Source organism: Pseudomonas sp. WSY_20 (genome assembly GCF_043104335.1).
GTDB classification, from domain to species: domain Bacteria; phylum Pseudomonadota; class Gammaproteobacteria; order Pseudomonadales; family Pseudomonadaceae; genus Aquipseudomonas; species Aquipseudomonas parafulva_B.
In genome coordinates this window covers 1-413 of the sequence record NZ_JBICKP010000004.1, presented here as the reverse complement: position 1 = coordinate 413, position 413 = coordinate 1, and the positions used below count along the sequence as shown (strand labels likewise).

Here is a 413-nt window from a genome sequence, read left to right as displayed (position 1 = left end):
TGGTTGCCGGAGTTGGGCTTGGGGAGACCGGCACGAATACGCTCGTAGATTTCTTGCCGATGAACATCGACCTCCTTGGGTGCCTGTATGCCGATGCGTACCTGGTTGCCCTTTACCTCGATAATCGTTACCTGAATGTTGTCGCCGACCATCAGTGTCTGGCCCGGATGGCGTGAAAGTATCAGTATGTTGGTGTCTTCTTGCTCCGTGTTGATTTACGGCCGCCCGTAACGACAAGCCATTTCCTTGATGATGCGTACTCACATCGGCGGTGCAGCGGCGGCCCCAGTCTATGGCCGGTTTCAGGCGGGCAGGCTGGCAATCAGCTTGGCACCGCAGGCGGTGGCGTGGCCATTCAGTGCCACGGGTTTGCCGTCGATAGTCCAGGTGGCATCGCCCTCGGCAATCGTGGT

Annotated in this window: 2 protein-coding genes; both read right to left on the bottom strand. The window is 58.4% G+C overall.

Annotated elements, in window-relative coordinates:
* A partial coding sequence (csrA, locus tag ACF8E5_RS00260) for a carbon storage regulator CsrA (RefSeq protein ID WP_392474737.1) occupies positions 1-188 on the bottom strand: 188 nt, incomplete at its 3' end.
* Positions 189-302: 114 nt separating this feature from the next.
* Entirely contained in the window at positions 303-407 is a 105-nt protein-coding gene (locus tag ACF8E5_RS00255; protein WP_392474736.1) for a PAAR domain-containing protein, read from the bottom strand.
* Positions 408-413 lie beyond the last annotated feature (6 nt).